The 19,258-nt window shown below is 73.1% G+C and carries 15 protein-coding genes and 1 pseudogene; 8 read left to right on the top strand and 8 right to left on the bottom strand.

Annotated elements, in window-relative coordinates:
- The first annotated feature begins 134 nt into the window (after nucleotides 1–134).
- The gene (gene sodX / locus L6E17_RS07685; RefSeq protein WP_236240007.1) at nucleotides 135–566 is read left to right on the top strand and encodes a nickel-type superoxide dismutase maturation protease; all 432 of its coding nucleotides are present in this window, start codon (nucleotides 135–137) and stop codon (nucleotides 564–566) included.
- Here the strand turns inward: sodX and L6E17_RS07680 are convergent.
- The gene (locus tag L6E17_RS07680; RefSeq protein ID WP_236240006.1) at nucleotides 476–1,099 is read right to left on the bottom strand and encodes a CGNR zinc finger domain-containing protein; all 624 of its coding nucleotides are present in this window, start codon (nucleotides 1,097–1,099) and stop codon (nucleotides 476–478) included. The two genes, sodX and L6E17_RS07680, sit on opposite strands and share 91 nt — an antisense overlap.
- Before the next feature lie 84 nt (nucleotides 1,100–1,183).
- On the opposite strand from L6E17_RS07680, the gene L6E17_RS07675 reads away from it, so the two are divergent.
- The gene (locus L6E17_RS07675) at nucleotides 1,184–1,945 is read left to right on the top strand and encodes a trans-aconitate 2-methyltransferase (protein WP_236240005.1); all 762 of its coding nucleotides are present in this window, start codon (nucleotides 1,184–1,186) and stop codon (nucleotides 1,943–1,945) included.
- Between the two features lie 71 nt (nucleotides 1,946–2,016).
- On the opposite strand, the gene L6E17_RS07670 is transcribed toward L6E17_RS07675, so the two are convergent.
- The 3 genes from L6E17_RS07670 to L6E17_RS07660 are packed head-to-tail and all read right to left on the bottom strand — an operon-like array spanning nucleotide 2,017 to nucleotide 4,752.
- A complete protein-coding gene (locus L6E17_RS07670) occupies nucleotides 2,017–2,778 on the bottom strand; it encodes an amino acid ABC transporter ATP-binding protein (protein WP_308315842.1) in 762 nt (253 codons plus the stop codon).
- Entirely contained in the window at nucleotides 2,775–3,713 is a 939-nt protein-coding gene (locus L6E17_RS07665) for an amino acid ABC transporter permease (protein ID WP_236240004.1), read from the bottom strand. Before L6E17_RS07665 ends, L6E17_RS07670 begins: the two co-directional genes overlap by 4 nt.
- A 46-nt stretch (nucleotides 3,714–3,759) precedes the next feature.
- Nucleotides 3,760–4,752: an ABC transporter substrate-binding protein gene (locus L6E17_RS07660; protein ID WP_236240003.1), complete on the bottom strand. Its 993-nt coding sequence runs from the start codon at nucleotides 4,750–4,752 to the stop codon at nucleotides 3,760–3,762.
- 704 nt (nucleotides 4,753–5,456) lie between these two features.
- On the opposite strand from L6E17_RS07660, the gene L6E17_RS07655 reads away from it, so the two are divergent.
- From L6E17_RS07655 to L6E17_RS07635, 5 genes and pseudogenes are all read left to right on the top strand, one after another.
- A complete protein-coding gene (locus tag L6E17_RS07655) occupies nucleotides 5,457–6,683 on the top strand; it encodes an NADP-dependent malic enzyme (protein ID WP_071270620.1) in 1,227 nt (408 codons plus the stop codon).
- Between the two features lie 808 nt (nucleotides 6,684–7,491).
- On the top strand, nucleotides 7,492–8,064 hold the full coding sequence (locus L6E17_RS07650) for a phosphoesterase (RefSeq protein WP_236240002.1): 573 nt from the start codon (nucleotides 7,492–7,494) through the stop codon (nucleotides 8,062–8,064).
- On the top strand, nucleotides 8,061–9,623 hold the full coding sequence (locus tag L6E17_RS07645; protein ID WP_236240001.1) for an alkaline phosphatase: 1,563 nt from the start codon (nucleotides 8,061–8,063) through the stop codon (nucleotides 9,621–9,623). Before L6E17_RS07650 ends, L6E17_RS07645 begins: the two co-directional genes overlap by 4 nt.
- 63 nt (nucleotides 9,624–9,686) lie before the next feature.
- Complete coding sequence (locus L6E17_RS07640) at nucleotides 9,687–10,652, top strand: zinc-binding dehydrogenase (RefSeq protein WP_236240000.1); 966 nt, start codon at nucleotides 9,687–9,689, stop codon at nucleotides 10,650–10,652.
- A gap of 347 nt (nucleotides 10,653–10,999) precedes the next feature.
- Nucleotides 11,000–12,424 (top strand): annotated as a pseudogene (locus L6E17_RS07635) (glycoside hydrolase family 5 protein); the annotation flags it as partial.
- Between the two features lie 99 nt (nucleotides 12,425–12,523).
- Here the strand turns inward: L6E17_RS07635 and L6E17_RS07630 are convergent.
- Nucleotides 12,524–13,495 (bottom strand): PadR family transcriptional regulator, encoded by a 972-nt coding sequence (locus L6E17_RS07630; protein WP_236239999.1) that lies wholly within the window; start codon nucleotides 13,493–13,495, stop codon nucleotides 12,524–12,526.
- Between the two features lies 1 nt (nucleotide 13,496).
- Entirely contained in the window at nucleotides 13,497–14,381 is an 885-nt protein-coding gene (locus L6E17_RS07625) for a DUF4097 family beta strand repeat-containing protein (protein ID WP_236239998.1), read from the bottom strand.
- Between the two features lie 165 nt (nucleotides 14,382–14,546).
- Between L6E17_RS07625 and L6E17_RS07620 the strand changes: the two genes are divergently transcribed.
- The gene (locus L6E17_RS07620; protein ID WP_236239997.1) at nucleotides 14,547–15,377 is read left to right on the top strand and encodes a hypothetical protein; all 831 of its coding nucleotides are present in this window, start codon (nucleotides 14,547–14,549) and stop codon (nucleotides 15,375–15,377) included.
- Nucleotides 15,378–15,528: 151 nt separating this feature from the next.
- On the opposite strand, the gene L6E17_RS07615 is transcribed toward L6E17_RS07620, so the two are convergent.
- Nucleotides 15,529–15,708 carry a DUF6104 family protein gene (locus L6E17_RS07615; RefSeq protein WP_236239996.1) on the bottom strand — a complete coding sequence of 60 codons (180 nt, stop codon included), beginning with the start codon at nucleotides 15,706–15,708 and terminating at the stop codon, nucleotides 15,529–15,531.
- Between the two features lie 384 nt (nucleotides 15,709–16,092).
- The gene (locus L6E17_RS07610; RefSeq protein WP_236239995.1) at nucleotides 16,093–19,212 is read right to left on the bottom strand and encodes a DNRLRE domain-containing protein; all 3,120 of its coding nucleotides are present in this window, start codon (nucleotides 19,210–19,212) and stop codon (nucleotides 16,093–16,095) included.
- Between the last annotated feature and the right edge of the window lie 46 nt (nucleotides 19,213–19,258).

Below are 19,258 nucleotides of genomic sequence, written 5' to 3'. Positions count from 1 at the left end.
ATCGTCTTCTCAGGTGGGACATTACTCGGTGAGAGACGGGTTTACGCGAGTGCCCCCGGGGGCTTAGGACAAAAGTCCAGGGTGATCATGGGGCTCGTGGAGGAACCGGACGACGTGACACCAGGGAGGTGCGCATGGCGCTGGAGGACGAGCGGTCGGCGCGGAGGCCCTTGCTGCCCTTCGGGGTCGCCGAGGTGGGCGGCCCCTCCATGGCCCCGGCGCTGCGGCACGGGGACCTGCTGGTCGTGCGGTACGGGGCGGCGCTGCGGCCCGGCGCGGTGGTGGTGCTGCGTCATCCGCTCCAGCAGGACCTGCTGATCGTCAAGCGGCTCGCGGAGCGGCGGGACGGCGGCTGGTGGGTGCTGGGCGACAACCCCGCGGCCGAGGGGGTCGACAGCCGGGTGTTCGGGGTGGTGCCCGACGAACTGCTGCTGGGGCGGGCGCTGCTGCGGTACCGGCGGATCCGGGTGGGCCGTCAGCGCTCCCCGCTCGCCGTGCTGGGCTGGCTCGCCTCGCTGCCGGTGCGGCCCGTGCCGGCGCTCTCCAGGCGCTTGCGGGCGCGGTAGGCCGCCACGTTCGCCCGGGTCGCGCAGCGGTCGGAGCAGTAGCGGCGGGAGCGGTTGGTGGACGTGTCGAGGTAGGCGTTGCGGCAGGGGGGCGCCTGGCACAGGCCGAGCCGGTCGGCGCCGAACTCGGTGAGGTGGAAGGCCAGGCCCATGGCGGCGATCGCCGCGTACCCGGCGGTCGCGTTCGAGGGGTGCTCGGCCAGGTGGAGGTGCCAGCGGGGGCGGCCCTCGTCGTCCAGGAGGTCGTGGCCGGAGATCTGCGGGCTGACGGGGAACTCCAGCAGCAGGGAGTTCAGCAGGTCCACCGCGCGGGCGTGGTCGCCGGCGTCGGCGGAGGCGAACACCGCGCGCAGCCGGCCCCGCACCGCGCGGAAGCGGGTCACGTCGGCGTCCGTCACCCGCCGGGACATCTGCGTCATGTCCCCGAAGAGCGCGCGGACCGCCTCCGCTGAGGTCAGCGTGTCCGTGCTGCGTGCCGGCTCCTCGGTGTTCACCAGGCGCACGGCATAGTCGGAGTAATAGGCCAGTTCCACTTGTAGTCCTTACCGGAGCGGGTTAGGGTGCCACACGTCAAGCGTAAGGGATGCGCTCGCTATCAGGGTGTTACGGAGGGTGTCATGGGCGAAGCCGTCGCGACCACCGACTGGACGGCCTGGCAGGACAGCTGGGACCGGCAACAGGAGTGGTACATGCCGGACCGGGAGGAGCGCTTCCGCGTCATGCTCGACATGGTCGAGGCGTGCGTGGGGACCGCTCCCCGGGTGCTCGACCTCGCCTGCGGCACGGGGAGTATCACGAAGCGGCTGCTCGAACGGTTCCCGGACGCCACCAGCGTGGGAGTCGACCTCGACCCCGCCCTTCTGGCCATCGCGGAAGGGTACTTCGCCGGTGACGGCCGGGTCCGGTTCGTACGGGCCGACCTCACCGACCCCGGGTGGACCGGGCTGCTGCCGGACGGGCCGTACGACGCCGTGCTCACCGCCACCGCCCTGCACTGGCTCCGCGTCGGGCCGCTGGCCGCCCTGTACGGGCAGCTCGCCGGCGTCGTCAGGGAAGGCGGGGTGTTCATGAACGCCGACCACATGATCGATGAGACCACGCCCCGCATCAACGCGGCGGAGCGCGCCCACCGGCACGCCGCGATGGACCGGGCCAAGGCCGCGGGCGTGCCCGACTGGGCGGAGTGGTGGCGGCTGGCCGCCGAGGACCCGGTGCTCGCCGCGCCGACCGCCGAGCGGTTCGCGATCTACGGCGAGCACGCGGACGGCGAGACCCCCTCGATGCAGTGGCACACCCGCACCCTGCTGGACGCGGGCTTCGCGGAGGCCAGGACGGTGTGGGCGTCGCCGTCGGACGCCCTGGTCCTCGCCCTGCGGTAGGCGGGCGCGGCGCAGCACGCGGAGAGGGGCGGTACGGGTGCCGGGCACCTGTACCGCCCCTCTCGCCGCCGTCACAGGACCTTGGACAGGAACGCCTTCGTCCGCTCGTGCTGCGGGTCGGTGAGGACGTCGCGCGGGTTGCCCGACTCCACGACCACGCCGCCGTCCATGAAGACCAGCGAGTCGCCGACCTCCCGGGCGAAGCCCATCTCGTGGGTCACGACGACCATCGTCATGCCCGACTCGGCCAGGTCCCGCATGACGTCGAGGACGTCACCGACCAGCTCCGGGTCCAGCGCCGACGTCGGCTCGTCGAACAGCATCAGCTTCGGCTCCATCGCGAGCGCGCGGGCGATCGCCACGCGCTGCTGCTGGCCGCCGGAGAGCTGCGAGGGGTAGTGGTGGGCCCGCTCGGCCAGCCCGACCCGGTTCAGCAGCTCCAGCGCACGCTCCCGCGCGCTGGACCGGGACTCGCCCTTGACCTGGACCGGCGCCTCCATGACGTTCTCGACGGCCGTCATGTGCGGGAACAGGTTGAAGCGCTGGAACACCATGCCGATGTCCCGCCGCTTCAGCGCGACCTCGCTGTCCTTGAGCTCGTAGAGCTTGTCGCCCTTCTGGCGGTAGCCGACGAGCTCGCCGTCGACGTAGAGCCGTCCGGCGCTGATCTGCTCCAGGTGGTTGATGCAGCGCAGGAAGGTCGACTTGCCGGAGCCGGACGGGCCGATGAGGCAGAACACCTCGCCCCGCTGCACCTCCAGGTCGATGCCCTTGAGGATGTGTGCGGCGCCGAAGGACTTGTGGACGCCCTCGGCCTTCACCATGGCGGTCATGCCTTGACTCCCTGACGGCTGGAGAAGGACAGCAGGTTCTTCTTGACCTTCTGCCACGGGGTGGGCGGCAGCGTGCGGGAGGAGCCGCGCGCGTAGTACCGCTCCAGGTAGTACTGCCCGACGCTGAGGATCGACGTCATCAGCAGGTACCAGGTGGCCGCGAGGAACAGCATCTCCACCGGGGCGCCGGACGTCTGGCCGATGTCCTGCGCGTTGCGCAGCAGTTCGTAGTACTGCACCGCGGCCACCAGGGAGGTCGTCTTCAGCATGTTGATGACCTCGTTGCCCGTGGGGGGCACGATGACGCGCATGGCCTGCGGGATGACGATGCGGCGCAGCGTCTTGCTGTGGCTCATGCCGAGCGCGTGGGAGGCCTCGGTCTGGCCCTCGTCGACCGCGAGGAGGCCCGCGCGGCAGATCTCGGCCATGTAGGCGGCCTCGTTCAGGCCCAGGCCCAGGAGCGCCGTCAGGAACGGCGTCATGAAGTCGGACCACTCGTCCTTGTAGAACGGCCCGAGGTTGATGTACTCGAAGACCAGGCCCAGGTTGAACCAGACGAAGAGCTGGACGAGGACCGGGGTGCCCCGGAAGAACCAGATGTAGAACCAGGCGATCGACGACGTCACCGGGTTCTTCGACAGCCGCATGACGGCGAGGAGGATGCCGCCGACGATGCCGATGGCCATGGAAAGGACGGTCAGCAGGAGGGTCTGGCCGACGCCCTCGAGGATGCGGTCGTCGAAGAAGTACTCGGGGATCGCGTCCCAGTTGATCTTGCCTTGGGCGAACGCGTACACGATCGCCGCGAGCAGCGCGATGGCGACGACGGCGGCGATGTACCGGCCGTAGTGGCGAACGGGGATCGCCTTGATCGCCTCCGGGCCGGAGGGCGGGGTGGCGCCCTCCGGGCCCTTCTTCTCGATGTCGATTGTCACGGGTGGTGCCTCTCAGTGGCCTGTGCTGCGGGTGCCGGGCCCTGACTCAGGAACCGCCGTTGATCTTCGCCTCGGTCACGGCGCCCTCGGCGACGCCCCACTTGTCGAGGACCTTCTTGTACTCGCCGTTGGCGATGATGGCGTCCATGGCGGCCTTGATCGCGTCCCGCAGCTGGGCGTTGTCCTTGGCGAGCGCGATGCCGTACGGAGCGGCCTCCACCTGGTCGCCGACGATCTGGAAGTCGTTGCCGCCGCCGGAGGTCTTCACCGTGTACGCGGCGACCGGGAAGTCGGAGGAGCCGGCGTCGGCGCCGCCCGCGCGCAGGCGGGTCTGGGCCTGCTGGTCGGTGTCGAAGGCCTCGATGGTGATCGCGTCCTTCTTGTCCTTCGTGCACTTCTCCGACTGGTCCTTGGCCAGGTCCTCGGAGACGGTGCCGCGCTGGACGACGATCTTCTTGCCGCAGAGGTCGTCCCAGCCCTTGATGCCCTTGTCGTCGCCCTTCTTGGTGTAGATCGAGACACCGGCGTTGAAGTAGTCGACGAAGTCGACGCCCTCACCGACCTTCTTGCCGGTCTCCGAGTCGATGCCCTCCTGGCGGTCCTTGGTGTCCGTCATGGCGGACATCGCCATGTCGTAGCGCTTGGCGCGCAGACCCGTGATCAGGGTGTCGAAGGTGCCGTTCTCGAACTCGAACTTCACGCCGAGCTGCTTGCCCATGGCGTCGGCGAGATCGGGGTCGATACCCACGGTCTTGCCGTCCTTGTCCTTGAATTCGACCGGGGCGTACGCGATGTCCGATCCGACCTTGATGACGCCCTTGTCGCGGATGGCCTGGGGCAGCTTGTCGGCGAGCGGGGCGCCCGAGGTCGCCGCGCCCTTCGTCTCCTTGTCGGAGGCACCGCTGCCGGCGGTCTGGTCGCCGCACGCGGTGAGCAGCATGGCGCCGGCGACCGCGGTCGCTGCGAGCGCGGCGGTCCGGGACGTCCGCACCGTCCGGGTCTTCGCGGCGATCGAGCGGCGGGTGGTGCTTGCGGTCATGGTCGGGTTCCTCCGGCGGGTGAAAGGAATGCCAATAGGTCGGGCACACACCTTCGAGTGTCGCGACCTCGTGTGATTACGGCATCTTGCCATTCGGACCACCCGTAACAAGGGCTCACGCATGTCAAAATCGGGTAACGGGTGACACCCGAACCTCAACATCCCGGCCCACCAAGGCCGCACCTTCTGCGGGGGAGGGGCTGGTCAGCCGAAAATCCTCCGGTTGATCTCGCCATCCGGACGTGATTGCGGCCGCAATCCGGAAGTACTGCGGACTTGTCCAGATATTCGCCTATGAGTCATGTCACCGCGCTGCGGCGCTCCGTGTGCGGCCCGCGGCCCGCGGACGACTCCCCGGCGACTCCGTCGCGTGACGGAGGGTGACCAGAACGCGTGGAGGCGGTCGCGGCCGGGCCCTCACCGGCACTCCGCGGCGGCGGGTGCTCCTGTGGGCGGGGGTCCGCTCCTGTGGGCGGGATCGCGTGAAACCTACTCGTCGGTAGTGCCCTTCGTCGGGTAAGAAGGATCCTTACACCCCTCATCCGGGGCTCAGGGCGCGTTGTGCGGCGCGCCCGCGCGTCCGTACCCACCCCTGCCGGGCGGTCCAACCACCTGGAGCAGGGCGCGGACGCGGTGCCCGCCCACCCCTCCTCAACCAGGAGTGGCAACCCTCAAACGATGAAGACTTAAGGGGTCAACCCAATATGGCAGCGGAGATCGTCAACCCTCACAGCGACAGCGATACCGGCAGTGGTACGCCGATCGCTCCGTCGGACGAGCCCTTCGACCCGGCATTCGCCCTCCACCGGGGCGGCAAGATGGCGGTGCAGTCCACCGTCCCCGTCCGGAACAAGGACGACCTGTCCCTCGCGTACACGCCCGGCGTGGCCAAGGTGTGCAGCGCCATCGCCGAGCGGCCCGAGCTGGTCCACGACTACACCTGGAAGTCGCAGGTCGTCGCGGTCGTCACGGACGGCACTGCGGTTCTGGGCCTCGGGGACATCGGGCCCGAGGCCTCCCTCCCGGTGATGGAGGGCAAGGCCATCCTCTTCAAGCAGTTCGGCGGCGTGGACGCGGTGCCCATCGCGCTCGCCACGACCGACACCGACGAGATCGTCGACACCGTCGTCCGCCTCGCGCCGTCCTTCGGCGGCGTGAACCTGGAGGACATCTCGGCGCCGCGCTGCTTCGAGATCGAGCGCCGGCTCCAGGAGCGCCTGGACATCCCGGTCTTCCACGACGACCAGCACGGCACGGCCATCGTGACGCTGGCCGCCCTGCGCAACGCCGCGAAGCTCACCGGGCGCGGTCTCGGCGACCTGCGCGCGGTGATCTCGGGCGCGGGCGCGGCGGGTGTCGCCATCGCCAAGTTCCTGCTGGAGGCCGGAATCGGCGACGTGGCGGTCGCGGACCGCAAGGGCGTCGTCAGCCGGGACCGCGAGGACCTGACCCCGGTCAAGCGGGAGCTCGCCGAGCTCACCAACAAGGCGGGCCTGTCCGGCTCGCTGGAGTCGGCCCTCGCCGGCGCCGACGTCTTCATCGGCGTCTCCGGCGGTACGGTCCCGGAGCCGGCGGTCGCCTCGATGGCGCCCGACGCGTTCGTCTTCGCCATGGCGAACCCGAACCCGGAGGTCCACCCGGACATCGCCCACAAGTACGCGGCGGTCGTGGCCACCGGCCGGTCCGACTTCCCGAACCAGATCAACAACGTGCTGGCGTTCCCCGGCATCTTCGCCGGCGCCCTCCAGGTCCGGGCCTCCCGCATCACCGAGGGCATGAAGATCGCCGCCGCGAACGCGCTGGCGGACGTGGTGGGCGACGACCTGGCCGCCGACTACGTGATCCCCTCCCCGTTCGACGAGCGCGTCGCCCCGGCGGTCACGGCGGCCGTCGCCGCCGCGGCCCGCGCGGAGGGCGTCGCCCGCCGCTGAGGCCGCCCCGGCCGGCCGGCGCACCTCACGCCGGCCCGCCGACGCGCCCCGCGCACCGCACCACCACGGGCCGTGCCGCGCCCCACCCGGGGCCGCGGCACGGCCCGTCGCGTTGCGCCTCAGCCTGCGCCGCGGGGCCGGGCACGGGCCGCCGGCGCACCCGGGGGCGGCGGCGCCGTGTGCGGGGCCCGGCGCGGCCCGTACGGGGTCCGGCGCACATACGGCGCCACGCGCGGGGCGGCCGTCCGAACCCGCGACGGCGACCGTCGCGCACGGGACGACCCGCCGCCCCTCCGCGAACGCCGGGCGCGTACGGGCCGGCCGGAGCCCCTGCGGGAGCGGCGGCCGCGCACGGGACGGCCTTGAGCCGCCGCGTGCCGTACGGGGCCGGCCGCGGCGCCGGTGGCGGCGGGCTCGTACCGGAGCAGCGCACGGAGCCCCCGCGGGGCGGCCAGCGGCTGCCAGGGCAGGCGGCCCGCAGCCCTCACGGGGGCGCCCGGCAGGCGCGGCCGGCCCTGCCGGGCGCCGGCCGCGTACGGCACGGCTCGGAACCCCGGCGCGGCGCCCGGAGCGCTCGCGGGGGCGGCCCGCGCCCAGCAGGCGGCAGCCCCGTACCGGCAGCAGACGCGGGCGGCGCGGCGCGGGTACGGGCACGCCCGAGCCGCCTGCGGACCCCCGCACGGCAGGGGCCGTGCAGGGCCCCGGCGGGCTGGCGTCATGCGGGAGTCGGGCGGGTGTCGCCTCCCCGTCATCTGCGGCTGCTCTGATGCGCACGCCCACCCCACCCCCCAACCCCCGGGAGGCGCGCGTGAACCTGGTCGTCAACGGAGACGCCGAGAGCGGGCCCGGCGGCACGCCGGAACCCGTCGGGAACGTGACCGGCTGGCAGATCCTGCAAGGGGCGCCCGCACTCGTCGCGTACAGCCACGGCGGCGGCTACCCCACCGCGAGGGACCCCGGACCGGTCCGGCGCGGCAGCCGGTTCTTCTCCGGCGGCAACGCCCCGCGGACCGCCCTGCTCCAGGACGTCGCCCTGCCCGCCGACGGTCCCGCCGGCTCCGCGGCCGTCGACGCCGGCGGCGTCCGGTACTCCGTCACCGCGTGGCTCGGCGGGTACGCCGCCCAGGAGGACGGCGCCAGGCTGTCCGTGGAGTTCCGGGACGGCCGCGGCACGCCGCTGGCGCTCACCGTCCTCGGGCCCGTCACCGCCGGGGAGCGCCGCGGCCGCACCGGCCTGCTGGAACGCTCCGGCGAGGCCGCGGTGCCGCCCGGCTCCCGCACCGCGCGCGTGCTGCTCGTGTTCACCCGCGCCGGCGGCACCTCCAACGACGGGTACGCCGACGGGATCGCCCTCACCCTCACCCCCGGGAGCGCCCTGTGAGCCTCAACCGACGCGACCTCCTCAAGGCCGCGGCCGCCGCCGGGGCGCTCAGCGCCGCCTGGCCGCTCAGCGGCGGCCTGTCACCCGCGCAGGCCCGCGAGGCCGCCGAGGCGCTGGGCGCCGACTACGACCCCGCCCCGTTCACCCTCGGCGTCGGCTCCGGTGATCCGCAGCCCACCGGGGTCGTCCTGTGGACACGCCTCGCCCCCGACCCGTTCGCCGACGCCGGCGAGCAGGGGCTGCCCGAGGTCGTCGAGGTGGGCTGGGTCGTCGCCGAGGACCCCGCCCTCGGCAGGGTCGTCGCCCGCGGGACGCTCCCCGCCTCCGCGACGCTCGGGCACAGCGTCCACGTCCCCGTGCAGGGCCTCGCCCCCGGCCGGACCTACTGGTACGCCTTCAGCGCCCTCGGCGCCACCAGCCGCGTCGGCAGGACGAGGACGGCGCCCGTCGGGCCCGTGCCCCGCGTCCGGTTCGCCTCCGCCAACTGCCAGCACTTCCCCTCCGGCCACTACGCCGCCCACCGCGCCATCGCCCGGGAGGACCTCGACTTCGTCATCCACCTCGGCGACTACGTGTACGAAGGCGGGCCGAGCGGCTCCTCGCTGCGCGACCACACCGCCCCCGACCCGCTGACCGTCGGCGACTACCGCAGGCGCCACGCCCTCTACAAGGGCGACCGGTCGCTGCGCGAGGCCCACGCCGCCCACCCGTGGTTCCTCACCTGGGACGACCACGAGGTGGTCAACGACTACAGCAGCGCCGGCACGGGCGCCCCGTTCCTGCAGCGCCGCGCCGCCGCGTACCAGGCGTGGTACGAGCACATGCCGCACCGGGACGGCGGCAGCGCGGAGTCGGCCCTGCCCGACCCCGTCCTCCACCGGCGCAGGACCTGGGGCGACCTGCTGGAGCTGACCGTCCTGGACCTGCGCTCGTACCGCTCCGCGCAGAACCTCCCCGACGGCACCATCCTGGGCGCCGAGCAGAAGGAGTGGCTGAAACAGGGCGTCAGCGGGGCCCCCGACTCGTGGCACGTGTGGGCGAACTCCATCATGCTGAGCCAGCTGCGCGGCCGGCCCGGCGGGTCCTACATGTTCACCGACCAGTGGGACGGGTACCTCGCGGAGCGCAGGGAGGTCCTCGGCCACGTGCACGGCAGCGGCATGGAGGACCTCGTCGTCCTCACCGGCGACTGGCACTCCGCCTTCGTCGACGACCTCCGGCCGGACTTCGACGACCCGTCGTCGCCCGTCATCGGCACCGAGTTCACCGCCCACTCGGTGTCGTCCTCGGCCTACTCCGCCGACTGGAACGCCGCCAACGGGCCCCTCATGGGCCGCGCCAACCCCCATCTGAAGTACTTCGAGGGCAACCGCTACGGCTACGACGTGTACGAGGTCACCCCGGAGCGGTTCACCACCCGCATGCGGGTGGTCGCGGACCGGCGGGACCCGCTGTCGCCGGTCACCACCCTCACGTCCTTCCACGTGGACCGCGGGCGGGCGGGCTCCTACGAGGACCCGGCCACGAAGGGCTCACCCGCCCAGTGGCGCAGGGACTGACGGGACGCGTGTCACACCGGTGTGCGGTTCCGCCGCACACCGGCGCGCCCTATGGTCAGGGCCATGTTCGCTGCCTACGCCGCCCGAATCGACCGTGACCGGCCCCTCGACGGACTGGAGCTCGGTGAGCGCCCGGAGCCCGAGGTGCGCCCCGGCTGGACGACCGTCACCGTCAAGGCCGCCTCCCTCAACCACCACGACCTGTGGTCCCTGCGGGGAGTGGGCCTCGCCGAGGACAAGCTGCCGATGATCCTCGGCTGCGACGCCGCCGGCCTGGACGAGGACGGCAACGAGGTCGTCATCCACTCCGTCATCGGCCAGACCGGGCACGGCGTCGGCCCGCGCGAGCCCCGCTCCATCCTCACCGAGCGCTACCAGGGCACCTTCGCCGAGCGGGTCGCCGTGCCCGCCTGGAACGTGCTGCCGAAGCCGAGGGAGCTGAGCTTCGCGGAGGCCGCCTGCCTGCCGACCGCCTGGCTCACCGCGTACCGGATGCTCTTCACCAACGCGGGCGTGCGGCCCGGCGACTCGGTGCTCGTGCAGGGCGCGGGCGGCGGGGTCGCGACGGCCGCGATCGTCCTCGGCAAGGCCGCCGGGCTGCGGGTGTACGCCACGAGCCGCGACGAGGCGAAGCGCAAGCGGGCCGTCGAGCTCGGCGCGGTCGACGCGTTCGAGCCCGGTGCGCGGCTGCCGCAGCGGGTGGACGCGGTCATCGAGACGGTCGGCGCGGCCACGTGGTCGCACTCCGTCAAGTCCCTGCGGCCGGGCGGCACCCTGGTCATCTCCGGTGCGACGAGCGGTGACCGGCCCTCGCACGCGGAGCTGACCCGCATCTTCTTCCTGGAGCTGAAGGTCGTCGGTTCGACGATGGGCTCCAAGGGCGAGCTGGAGGACCTGCTGGCGTTCTGCGCCGCCACCGGGGTGCGGCCGGTGATCGACGAGCTGCTGCCGCTGGACCGGGCGCGGGAGGGCTTCGCGAAGATGGAGTCGGGCGACCTGTTCGGAAAGATCGTCCTGACGGCCTCCTGAGGGCCTCGGCGGTCTGGTGACGGCCTGCTGACGGCCTGCTGACGGTCTCCTGCCGGTCTCGACGGCCTGCGCGGACCTGGCCGGCGGCGGGGATCTGTCAGTCTCCTGCCGGCCTGCCGGTCTCGGTGGCCTGCCGGCCTCCTGCCGGTCTCGGTGGTCTGCTGGCGGCCCGGCGGCCTCCTGAAGCTCTCGACGGCCTCCCGCAGGCCTCGACGGTCCCTGGCGGCCTTCCGGGCTCCTCCGGCCCGCACGGTTTTCCCGCCGCATCTCTTGATGGTTCGTCAGTTTCGCTGTGGGATCTCCGGCATCGCGTACGACACGTCCCGTCACGCCATGCCGGAGGTCCCATGCGCACCACCGCCCGTGCCGCCGTCCTCTCCGCCCTCTCCGCGCTGCTCGTCGCCGCGGTCCCCGCGCCTCCCGCCGCCACCGCGCCCCCGGCGGCCCGTGCGGCCGCCGATCCCGGTGTCCCGCGCCTCACCGACGAGCGCGGCCGGGTGCTGACCCTGCGCGGCTGGAACGTCGAGGACAAGGCCAACCGCGGGGACGCCGCCCTGTCCGCCATCACCGAGCGCCACTTCCGCGACCTGCGCGCCCGCGGGTTCAACACGGCCCGGCTGCTGGTCTTCTGGGACGACCTGGAGCCGCGGCGCGGCCACTACAGCGAGGCGTACCTCAGGAAGATCGCCCGCATCCTGGACTGGGCGCACCGGCACGGCATACGGGTCGTCATCGACGCCCACCAGGACGTCTTCGGGCCCGCGTTCGGCCACCGCGGCATCCCCGCGTGGGCCACGAGGACGGACGGGCTGCCGTTCACGCCGCGACCGGACGACTGGTTCTCCGAGTACTTCGAGCCCGCCGTGCAGCGGGCCTTCACCCACCTGTACGACGACGAGGACCTGCGCCGCGCCCAGGCCGCGATGTGGCGGGTGATCGCCGACCGGTTCGGGCGGCATCCGGCGGTGCTGGGCTACGACCTGATCAACGAGCCGATGGGCGAGCTGCGGGAGGGCGAGGACCTCGCGGCGGCGGCCCGCAGGATCGAGGCGGAGAAGCTGACGCCCATGTACAACCGGCTCGCCGCGGCGGTGCGTTCGGTGGACCGGGAGAGCTGGCTGTTCGTCGAGCCCACCCCGATCGTCGGGGAGGGCGTGCCGACCGCCCTGGGGAAGATCAAGGACCCGAAGGTGGTGTACGCGCCGCACTTCTACAACACCGCCATGGAGGCCGGGGCGGACTACGACCCGGACGCCGGGTGGATCGAGGCGTACGAGGCGGCGGTCGTCGCCTACCCGAAGGAGTACAAGGTCCCGGTGGTCGTGGGGGAGTGGGGCCCGCTGAACAACGCGCTGCCGCGCATGGGCCGCTTCTACGACGACGCTCTGGCGTCGCTGAACCGCTACAGCTCCGGCTGGACGGCGTACGTGTGGTGCTACGGGGGCGGCTACTGCGCGGTGGACGGCGCCGGCAGGTTCCGCACCCACAAGGAGAAGACGGCCGCGCCGTACGCGCAGGAGGTGGCCGGAGCCGTACGGGAGGAGCGGCACGGGCCCCACTCCTACCGCCTGGCCTACACGGCGGGCCGTCCGGGCGCCGGCCCCACCGTGCTGTCCCTGCCGCCCAGCGGGGGCGGCTGGCGGATCGAGGTCGAGGGGCGGGCGTGGCCCCGCACCCGGGTGGTGCCGCCGTCCGCGGGGGCGGTGCGGGTGGCGGTACGGGCCGTGCCGGGTGCGCCGGTCACGGTCCGCGTCGACCGGGGTGACACGGGGCCGCCGCCGACCCGGGCCCCCGGGCCCGGGTCGGCGACGGCCGTCAGGGGCCGGGTGTGCCCGCCGTGGCCCGGTCGGCGGCTGCGCCGCGGGGGCGGGTCAGGGCGCGGTGCCGCGCAGGAGGCGGGTGATGCGGGCTGCCGCCGACGCCAGCTGCGCGCGGGCCTCGGCGAGCCCGGCCTCGGTGACGCCGTGGTCCCGGGCCGTGTCGCGGACGTCGTCGCGGAAGCGGTCCAGCAGCCGTTCCAGGTCGCGCGCCGGGTCGCCCGAGGTGCCGGTGTCCCCGGCCCACTCCGGCAGGTCGGCCGCGGCGGGCTCCGCGTACGGGTCCCGCGGGGCCGCCGCGCCGTTGGCCGCGCCGTTCGCGGGGCCGGGGCTCGGGGCGGGCGGCGCGCCGAACAGGCCGCCGAAGCGGCTCGTCAGGTCCGACAGCCCGTCCCGTACGCCCTTGGGCCAGTCGCCCTGGGAGAGGTGCTCCTGCACCTGCTGGGCCAGCCGCTGCATCTCCTGGCGGGCCCGGTCCTGCGCCTCCTTCGCCTGGCGGCGGGCGTGCTGGGCCTCCTCGCGGGCCCGGCGCGACTCGTCCTTCGCGCGCCGCGTCTGCTCCTTCCACTCCTGCTTGGCCCGGCGCAGCTCCTCCTTGGCGCTGCGCCACGCCTCCCCGTCGGGTGCGCCCGCCGTGTGCCGGCTCTCGCCCGCCGCCGCGCGCACCTCGCTGCGCAGCCGCCCCGCGGCGCCCCGTACGTCGTCCCGGATCTCGGCCGCCAGCTCGGACACCGACTCGCGGATCTCCTGCTCCAGGTCGGCCAGCTCGCCGGCGCGCGCGGCCAGTTCGGCACGGCCCGCGTCGGTGATCGCGTACACCTTGCGGCCGCCCTCGGAGGTGTGCCGCACCAGCCCCTCGGCCTCCAGCTTGGCCAGCCGCGGGTAGACGGTGCCGGCGGACGGCGCGTACAGGCCCTGGAAGCGCTCCTCCAGCAGCCGGATCACCTCGTAGCCGTGGCGCGGCGCCTCGTTGAGCAGCTTCAGCAGGTAGAGCCGCAGTCGGCCGTGGGCGAAGACGGGCGGCATGTCACAGGACCTTTCCGGACGGTACGTCATCGGGGGCCGCGCCGCCGGCGGGCGCGGGCGCAGCCTCGGCGTCCTCCGGGCGGCGCAGCAGGGCGATCGCGCCGGACACGGTCGTCGCCTTCAGGGTGCCGGTGCCCGCGCCGAGCGTGCCGGTGATCTGCTTGGCGCCCCACATGCCGCCGACGCGCAGCCCGTCGAAGGCGTTCGACACGGCGCCGCTCGTCGTGTTGGCCTCGACCCGGGCGTCGGCGCGCTGCGGCAGCCGGATCGCGACCTCCCCGGACACGGTGACGAGCTGGATGTCGGTCGGGCCGCCGGCGGCCGGTTCCACGTCCACCAGCATGTCGCCGCTCACGGACTCCGCCCGCAGGGACGCGCCCGAGCCGTCGACGACGGTGAGGTCACCCGACACGGACGTGAACCGCAGGTCGCCGGTGACGGCCTGGGCCTCCAGACCGCCGGAGACGGTCTCGGCCCTCACCGGGCCGGACAGCCGGGCCAGCGTGGTGTCCCCGGTGACCCCCCGGACCTCCGTGCGGCCCCGGATGCCGGAGACCGTGGCCGTGGCGCCGACCGCGGCGACCTGCACGTCCGTGCCGACCGGGACGGTGACGGTGACGACGGCGCTGCGCTGCCTGCCGCCGGGCTTCAGCCAGGACCGGAACCCCTTCCAGTGCAGGTCCTCGTACGTGACGGTGAGGGTGCGGTCCTCGTGGGTGACGACCAGCGGCGGGCCCTCGACGGCCGAGACCTCCAGCCGGGCCGGGGCGCCGGCGTCCTCGGTGCCGATCACGTTGACCGCGCCGTTCACCACGCGGACGCGCACCGCGGCGAGGGGGTGGTCGAAGGTGAGTCTCACGGAATCGCTGACGGTCCACTGGGACATGCGGCAGTCCTCCTCGGCACGGGCGGAAACGCGACCGGACACGGCATATCGCGTTACGTCTCTACACACGATATATCGCGCTAGCCCGTAGTCAAGCGCGTGTTTCTGCCCCCCGGCCCCCGCACAATCCCTCACACCGGGACAAATTGCCCTAGCGTATGGCCCATGAACGCGACATCGACGGGCGCGCTTCTGCTCTGCCGTGCCGCCTGCGACACGGCCGCGGCCACCGCGTACCTGCTGCGCGAACGCGTCGTGCTCGCCCCCGCGGGCCCCCACTGGAGCGTCCTCGTCCCCGAGGGCCGCCCCTGGCAGGAGGACGCGGAACCCGTCGAGCGGGTCGCCTCCGGGTGGGCCACCGCACTCGCCGTGGCCGCCCCCTGGCCCGTGCTCGCCCTGTGGTGGGACCAGGACCGCGCCGGCTACACCCTCGCCTCCGGCTTCCGCAGGCCCGTCGGCTACACCTGGCTCGCCGACGGCACGCCCGCGGGCGAGGACGAGGCGATGCTGACCTTCGCCGAGCGGCTCGGCCTCGACCCCGTCCTCGACGTCCAGGCCCTCCACTGGCTGACCCGCCCCGACGCGGACGCCGACGCGCACGCCCGGCTGCTGGGACTCCTCGCCGTGCTGTCCCGGCTCGACCTGCTCCTCCCGGAGGGCGTCCGCCCCGGGGGCGCGGCCGCCGACCTCCAGGGCGGCGCCTCCGCGGTCCCCGGCGCCCGGCACCTCGCCGGCCACGGGTGGCGCGACACCGTCCGGGCCGAGCTCGCCACCGTCGAGAACGGCCCGCTGGGCCCCTGGCTGCGCGGCCCGCGCGCCCGCCTCGTCGCCGCCGGACAGCTCGCGGTCGGCCTGCCGCTGCTCGCGTGGGCGCTCGCACCGCGCCGGATCCGCCCCGGATGGGCCACCGCGGGCGCGCTGCTCACCCTGCAGGGCGCGCTCGGCCTCGCGTACGACCGCATCCGCGCCCGCGAGGCGGACACCGACGACGACTGACCGGGCGGGCGCGGCCGGCGGTCGGACGGCGCCCCAGGGGCGGTGGGTGGCCGGGGTGGTGGGCGGCCGAGTGCGGCGGCCGGCTGGGGGTGACGGCGCCGGCCGAGTGCGGCGGTCGGCCGGGGCAGTGGTGGACCGGGGTGGCGGGAGGCTACTCGTCGTCCTCGTCGTCCAGCCGCGCCAGCCACGTGGCCAACCGCTCCACCGGCACCTCGAAGTCCGGGTTCAGGTCGACGAACGTGCGGAACTGCTCGGCGAGCCACTCGAAGGTGACCTCCTCCTCGCCGCGCCGCTTCTCCAGCTCCTCGATGCCACGGTCCGTGAAGTACAAGACATGCTCCTGATCGTCCGGGGGCGTCGCCCCGCTGTCCTCCGTCCAGGGTATGAGGTGGTCGGCGCCGGGGTCGGTGCCTATCCCGCCGGCAGAGGCCCGACGGGCAGGCGCGGGGGCGCCGCCGAGATCGCACGTGTCGACCGGATCGCGCGACGCAGCCTGCCCGACCGGCCGCAGGACGTGCCCGCGTCACGCGCGTCACTGCGGCAGCTCATCGCCGTGCGCAGGGAGGTCGGTTCGCGGGCGCGGTGCCGGCCGTACCGGGACTTGACCACAGCCGTACTGTCCGGATCCGCGACGGCACCGCACGAAGGGCCCGGTCCCGCGGCCGGTGAGGCCGCGGGGCCGGGCCCCTGATGGGCGGTGGCCCGCGTCAACGCGTCAGGAGATCGCCTCGACCGCCTGCCAGCCGCCGGTGCCGACGACCAGGGGAGCGCCGATCAGGCCGGTGCGGCGACCCGGCATGAACTCCAGCCCGGCCGTGGCATTGCCCGTGGTGGTCCACATGTCCGGGATGCCGTCCCCGTTGCCGTCGCCCGTCGCCGTGATCAGCGGGCGCGCGGTGGTGCTCCAGCCGGTGGCGTAGGCCGTGCGGTAGGAGGGGATGCCCAGCGCGCCCGGGTCGGTCCCGCCGTCGGCGACCCCGTCGCCGTCCGCGTCTCCGCGGCTCCTGCCGTGGTACACCCAGACGTCGCCGCTGACGGTGTCACGGGCGATGAGGTCGACGAAGCCGTCACCGTCCAGGTCACCGGGCGAGGCCAGGGTCATCTTGCCCCAGCCGCTGTTGCCGATCGGGTAGCCGGACTCGATGGTGCCGCCGGAGTACCCGGGCAGGAACCACAGCTGGTCGCCGATGACGGCCACGAAATCGGGGTTGTAGGACTCGGAGTCCGGTGTGATGTCCCCGACGGAGACGATCTGCCGGATCTTGGCCGGGTCGGTGGCGGTGCCCGTCTCCGGGTCCGGGAAGACGTACACCTCCTGCTTGGTGTCCTCCGAGAACTCGCCGATGCCGCTGTTCGGGTACAGCCACAGCTTGCCGTCGGCCTTGCGGGCCACGACGTCCTCGTAGAAGTCCTCCGTCCAGTCCCCGCGGTGCGTCACCAGCGCGCCGCTCCAGTCGCCGGTGGCGGTCTGCGGGATGCCCACCGCCAGTTCGCCGCCGCCGATGCCGCCGTACAGGCGCAGGTTGTCCTGGTAATCGACGCTCAGCATGTCGGGGACGCCGTCGCCGTTCACGTCACCCGGCTTGTCCATGACACCGGGACTGCCGACGTAGAAGCGGTACGGGTACGTGGGGCCGGGGCTGCCGGCCGCGTCGAAGGACTGCACGTACAGGGTGTGCGGTCCGGGGGTGAGCGGGGTGACCGAGACCGTGACGCTGCCGCCCTTCACGGACGGGGTGGCCGTGCTGTCCGGCGGGACGCGGTCCAGGGCGTACTTGTACCGGGTGACGTCCGTGACGCCGTTGGCCTCGAAGGTGAACTTGCCCGTCGTGCGGGCCAGGGCGCCGTCGGCGTCCTCCGGGTACAGCCCGTCGGCCGACTTCACGAGCGGCGGGACCGCGGGGGCCAGCGGGTCGAAGCCGAAGCGGCAGCCCGGGGCGCCCGCCGTGGGCGTCCAGTCGGAGGCGAAGGCGGCGTCGGACGGGTCCTCGGCCTGGGCCTTCCACGAGAACTGGCCGCCGCTCAGGCCCTTGTACTGGTTCAGCAGCGTCTTGGGCACCGTGACCTGCGCCCGCGCGCCCTTGGAGTTCTTCGACGAGACCGTGACCTTGACCTTCCGGTCGAAGAAGACCCCCGGCGACCCGCCGTGCTTGCCCGTCGCCCACAGGTGGAACTGGACGTTCACGTCACCGCCGTCGGGGTCCCAGACCTGCGCGGTGAGGACGACGTCGGTGTTGCCGAGCGTCACGTACGAGCTGCCGTTGCCGCACTCGTTGGCGCCGACCTTGGTGCTGGGGATGGTGTCCAGTGACCACGGCGCCTTCGGCGGCCGGTTGAAGTCCACGATCAGCTTGGCGTCCGGCTTGAACTTCTTCCAACTGTACGTGTCCTTCGCGTCCTCCGCCGACTGCGGGGCGCGCAGGCCGAAGGTGATGTTCGACCACTTGCCCTTGGCGGCCTTCACGGCCGCGTCCATGGCCGTGAAGTCCACTGCCTTGTTGGCGCAGCCGACGCTCTCGTTGCCGTGCGCGTAGTTGCGGCTGTCCTGCCGGGTGGACCAGGACGGCTGGTTCTTCCACGTGGTGGACGAGCTGATGCCGCCGGTGAGCCAGAGCTCGACGGGCTTGGGAGTGCACGACCAGGAGTGCGTCTGGGTGATCTGGAACTGGGCGTCGACCACCTTGACGCCCGCCAGGAACTTCGAGTCCACGCGGAAGAAGGAGCGGGCCGTTCCGCCCGAGCTCTTCTCGTAGCCGACGCGGGCCTCGCTGGTGGTGCCGCCGCCCCAGCCGGTGCCGTTCCAGTAGCTGCTGGTCGCATGCGGCTTGTAGGCGATCGTCCAGGCCTGGCGGGTGCCCGTCATGCGCGGGTCGATGTAGACGGGGTACGTGGTGTCGGCCGCCTTGAGGAGCTTCTGGTCCGGCTTCAGGGTGAGCCGGTTCTCCGTCACGGCCACGCCGACGGCCGCGCTCTTGGCGCCCGGTGTGAGGTCCGACGGCGGTCCGCCCGCGGAGGTGGCCTGTCCGGTGGCCGCAGCCATCGTGCGGGCCATGGCCTGCGGCGGCGCGGGTTCCTCGGACTCCTCGCCGGACGAGTCCCACATGCGGGCCGTGGAGGTGGCGAACACCGTCCGCCCGGCGGGGTTGACGGCGCTGACCACGCCGGTCTCGGTGTCCTTCTTCACCGTCAGGCCGTCGGCCTCGATGCCGAAGTCCACCGCGGCGAGCTCCGGACTGGCCGCGGCCTGCGGGGTCTTGACCACGAGCGCCTGGCTGAAGCCGTCGATGTCCGCGGCGACCGACAGGTCAACGCCGGGCATGACCTCGCGGTACGTGGCGACCGAGCCGTCGAGCACCGGCTCGGGCAGCGGCTCGGGCCAGGTCAGCTTGAGCGTACGGCCCTGGTCCTTGAGGACGACGAGCGGGGCCTTGCCGCCGGCCGAGAAGGTGACGTTTCCTACGGCGGCCTTGGGCGTGATGCGACCGGCCGCCTTGACGAGCGACGTGTCGACGGCTGTCCACTCGCCCTCGCGCTTCACGCGCACCGGCACGGTGTGCTGGACGTGGCGGTAGTTGCCGTTCGGCAGGGCGAACGTCTCGCTGGTCTCCGAGCGCTTGTCGAGGATCTCGACGGGTTTGCCGGATTTCTTCGCCTCGGTCAGGGCGTGCGCCGCCGAACCGGGCTGGGAGACCGCTGAGGCGTCGGTCGTGGCGGCTGCGGCCGGCGTGGCGGAAACGACCGGGGTGAGACTGAGGGAGCCCCCGGCGAGAACGGCCGCCAGCGCTGTGCGCGCCGTGCGTCTCGCCCTCCCCTTCGCCGCGGGTATATCTGACATGTACCGATTCCCCCCTTGTTGCTGTTCTTTTCAGCACTCTTCGTGA

Source organism: Streptomyces sp. CC228A (assembly GCF_021390935.1).
GTDB lineage: Bacteria > Actinomycetota > Actinomycetes > Streptomycetales > Streptomycetaceae > Streptomyces.
Note: the sequence above shows the minus strand (reverse complement) of the source record. Positions and strands in the feature narration are given on the sequence as shown.